The following is a 3,910-nucleotide window of genomic DNA, read 5'->3' as shown; positions in this document are numbered from 1 at the left end:
GGTGCCGCAGTCATAGCCCCACCGCCACGTCCGCGCCGGGGTGAACCGCGACTCGCCCCGGCGCGGACCCGGCGGCGCGTGTGAACCGGGCGGCGAGGTTCTCCAGCGACTCGCCGCCGGTGTGCAGCAGGCAGGTCCGCTCGTCGATCGACTCCAACAGACCCGCAGTGGTGGGGATCCGTTGCGCCATCACCTCGGCCGACGCGTGCAGGCGTACCCGGGCGGGCTGTGGCCAGCGTCCACCCGGTGCCGCAGCCGGGACGGCAACGACTGCTCCAGCTTGGCCAACGCCCGCAAGGTCTCCTCCGACCGCAGACGGGGTGTGAGAGCGCCGGTTATTCGGTTGCCCGACCCGACGACGGCCTGCTGAACTACCCGAAACCGCTACCAACCTCCAGGGAGCACCAATGCGCGCTGCGTCGATGTCCGACCAGAAGGGATCTGTCTCCTACCTGAAGGACCTGACGCTGCGTGAAAACCCTGAACCTCGGCATCCTGGCTCACGTCGATGCCGGTAAGACCAGCCTGACCGAGCGGCTGTTGCACGACGTCGGTGTGACCGACCAGCTCGGCCGGGTCGACGCGGGCAGCACCCGGACCGACACCCTGGCACTGGAACGACAACGCGGCATCACCATCCGCTCGGCTGTCGTCTCCTTCGTGCTGGACGACGTGACCGTCAACCTGATCGACACGCCCGGTCACCCGGACTTCATCGCCGAGGTCGAGCGGGTGCTTGGTGTGCTCGACGGCGCGGTGCTGGTGATCTCCGCGGTGGAGGGCGTGCAGCCGCAGACCCGGGTGCTGATGCGAACTCTGCGCCGGCTGCGCATCCCGACGCTGATCTTCATCAACAAGGTCGACCGGGCCGGGGCAGACCCCGACCGGGTCTTCCAGGCGGTCGCCGAGAAGCTCACGCCGAGCGTCCTGGCGATGGGCGCGGTGGCGATGCCGGGGACCCGCAGCGCCCACTGTACGACGTACGGGCCCACCGACCTCGCCTTCAGCGACCGGCTGCTCAACCTGCTCACCAGCCAGGACGACGTGCTGCTCGCCGACTGGGTGGCGGACACGTCCTCGCTGCCGTACTCACGGCTACGCGCTGCGTTGGCGACGCGGACCGGCCGCGCGCTGGTGCAGCCCGTGTACGCCGGCTCGGCGATCACAGGTGCCGGGGTGCACGCGCTGATCGCCGGGATCACCGAGCTGTTGCCCACCGTCCAGGGTGACGCCGACGCCCCGGTCTCCGGCACCGTGTTCGCCATCGAACGGGGTTCAGCCGGAGAGAAGATCGCGGTGGTCCGGCTCTTCGCCGGCACGATCCGGATTCGCGACCGGGTCCGCGTCGGCGCTGTCGACGCTGAACTGGTCACTGCCGTACGAGTCGTCGCCCATGGGGCCGACGTGGTGGCATCGGCGGTCGAAGCCGGTCACATCGCCCGGTTGTGGGGCCTCAGGCGCGCTCGGATCGGCGACCCGGTGGGCGTACCACCCGAACGTGCCGGCACGGACCGCCACTTCGCGCCACCCAGCCTGGAGACCGTGGTGGTGCCGACGCGCCCCGCAGACCGGGTCGCGCTGCACGCCGCGCTGATCCAGCTCGCTGAGCAGGACCCGCTCATCAACCTGCGGCAGGACGACCGGCAGCACGAGATCGCCGTGTCGCTCTACGGCGAGGTGCAGAAGGAGGTCATCCAGGCCACCCTTGCCGACGACTTCGGCCTGGGGGTGACGTTCCGGGAAACCAGCACGGTGCACGTGGAGCGGGTGTGCGGCGTCGCTGGGGCGGTGGAGGTGATCGCGGTGGCGCCCAACCCGTTCCTGGCCACCGTCGGGCTGCGGATCGCGCCGGCGCCGACCGGTGCCGGCGTGACGTTTCGGCTCGGCGTCGAGTTGGGGTCGATGCCACCGGCCTTCTTCACCGCCGTGGAGGAGACCGTGCGCCGAACCCTGCGCCAGGGCCTTCACGGGTGGGAGGTCCCCGACTGCGAGGTGACGATGACTCACGCCGGTTACTGGGCGCGGCAGAGCCATTCCCACGGGACCTTCGACAAGAGCATGTCCAGCACGGCGGGGGACTTCCGCAGTCTCACCCCGTTGGTGCTGATGGCCGCACTCGCTCGTGCCGGCACCCGCGTCCACGAGCCGGTACACCGCTTCCGGCTGGAGGTGCCGGGTGACGTCCTCGGCACGCTGCTGCCCGCGCTCACCCGGCTGGACGCGGTGCCGACCGAGGCCACCGGGCAGGGCGCGTCCTACCTGGTGCAGGGTGAGATCCCGGCCGGTCTGGTGCACGCGTTGGAGCGTCGCCTGCCTGCGCTGACCCGGGGGGAGGGCGTGCTGGAGACCGAGTTCGGCTGCTACCGGCCGGTGCGTGGCCCCGCCCCCGTCCGGGCCCGCTGGGACAACAATCCGCTGGATCGCAAGGAGTATCTGCTGGCGGTCGCGCGCCGGGTCAGCGGCCGGTAGCGACGATATCCATTGCGGACGCGCCGCAGCCCTCCTACTGTCGTCGGTGCACCGTCAACCGAGCAACCCGGAGGGAGTACGCCATGTCGCGACGCGTCCGCACCGACGCCCGCTGGTGTCTGCTCCCCGCCGGCACCCCTTTGCAGCTCACCGCCAATGCCCGTGCCTACCGCCCAGCGCGGCGTCACGAGCCGGGGTGGCGCGACTGACGCCGACGCTGACGCGTCCGCCGGCCGCCCATCCCCACCGGGATCGGGCGGCCCTTTCGTATCCGCGCACCGCCGCTGGCCGCCAAATATGATCATTAACGGTCACCGCACGACAGAAGGAGACCACGATGGGATTCACCCCCCTCGCCGGTACCCGGGCACCGGTCCGGGTCTGGACCGACCCGTACGCCATCGAGCCGCAGGCCGCCAGGCAGCTGCGCAACATCGGCGCGCTGCAGTGGGTGCAGGGTGTCGCCGTCATGCCCGACGTGCACTTCGGCAAGGGCGCCACGGTCGGATCGGTGATCGCGATGCGGCAGGCCGTCTCGCCGGCCGCGGTCGGCGTCGACATCGGCTGCGGGATGTCCGCGGTGCGTACCTCGCTGACCGCCGCCGACCTGCCGGACGACCTGGCCGGGCTGCGCTCCGCGATCGAGGCCACCATCCCGGTCGGCTTCGCTCAGCGCACGGACTCGGTCGACACCCGTCGGATCCGGGGCCTGGAGCAGGCCGGCTGGGACGACTTCTGGGGTCGGTTCTCCGGCCTGGACCGGCGGGTGGCGCAGCTGGAGACGCGGGCGCAGCGGCAGATCGGCACCCTCGGCGGGGGCAACCACTTCATCGAGGTCTGCCTGGAGCAGGGCGGCGCCGACGAGGGGCGGGTCTGGCTGATGCTGCACTCCGGGTCCCGCAACATCGGCAAGGAGCTGGCCGAGCGGCACATCGGGGTGGCCCGAAGGCTGCCGCACAACGTCGACCTTCCGGACCGGGACCTGGCCGTGTTCCTCGCCGGGACGCCGGAGATGGACGCGTACCGGCGGGATCTCTGGTGGGCGCAGGAGTACGCGCGGCGGAACCGGGCGGTCATGCTGGCCCTGCTCTGCGGTGTGGTGCGTGAGCACTTCCCGCAGGTCGGCTACGACGAGCCCATCAGCTGCCACCACAACTACGTCTCGGAGGAGAGCTACGACGGGGTGGACGTGCTGGTGACCCGCAAGGGCGCCATCCGGGCCGGCCGGGGTGACCTGGGCATCATCCCCGGGTCGATGGGCACCGGGTCGTACATCGTGCGGGGGCGGGGGAACCCGGACGCATACTGCTCGGCGTCGCACGGGGCGGGGCGTCGGATGTCTCGGGGGCCCGCCCGGCCGGCACCACCGAGTACGCGGACCCGCACACCGGCACCACCCGCACCTGGGAGTACGGCACCTGGACCTCGCCGGTGACCCGGG

Annotated in this window: 3 protein-coding genes and 1 pseudogene; 3 read left to right on the top strand and 1 reads right to left on the bottom strand. The window is 71.3% G+C overall.

Translation table 11 applies throughout. The annotated features are described in order from the left end of the window. Positions 1 to 10: 10 nt before the first annotated feature. Complete coding sequence (locus ABZ749_RS31030) at positions 11 to 190, bottom strand: hypothetical protein (RefSeq protein WP_357234001.1); 180 nt, start codon at positions 188 to 190, stop codon at positions 11 to 13. A 281-nt stretch (positions 191 to 471) separates the two neighbouring features. On the opposite strand from ABZ749_RS31030, the gene ABZ749_RS31025 reads away from it, so the two are divergent. The 3 genes and pseudogenes from ABZ749_RS31025 to ABZ749_RS31015 form a co-directional block, all read left to right on the top strand. Further along, a complete protein-coding gene (locus tag ABZ749_RS31025; RefSeq protein WP_357233998.1) occupies positions 472 to 2,469 on the top strand; it encodes a translation factor GTPase family protein in 1,998 nt (665 codons plus the stop codon). Positions 2,470 to 2,552: 83 nt separating this feature from the next. Next, on the top strand, positions 2,553 to 2,678 hold the full coding sequence (locus ABZ749_RS31020; protein WP_357233995.1) for a hypothetical protein: 126 nt from the start codon (positions 2,553 to 2,555) through the stop codon (positions 2,676 to 2,678). 128 nt (positions 2,679 to 2,806) lie between these two features. After that, a pseudogene (locus ABZ749_RS31015) lies at positions 2,807 to 3,826 on the top strand (RtcB family protein); the annotation flags it as partial. Positions 3,827 to 3,910 lie beyond the last annotated feature (84 nt).

The sequence above is a fragment of the Micromonospora sp. NPDC047753 genome (assembly GCF_040642735.1).
Lineage (GTDB): Bacteria > Actinomycetota > Actinomycetes > Mycobacteriales > Micromonosporaceae > Micromonospora.
This window is presented reverse-complemented; position numbering and strand designations above follow the sequence as displayed.

Coding starts and splice junctions, on each gene's coding strand:
- ABZ749_RS31030 (WP_357234001.1), bottom strand. CDS start 190: ATGGCGCAACGGATCCCCACCACTGCGGGTCTGTTGGAGTCGATCGAC.
- ABZ749_RS31020 (WP_357233995.1), top strand. CDS start 2,553: ATGTCGCGACGCGTCCGCACCGACGCCCGCTGGTGTCTGCTCCCCGCC.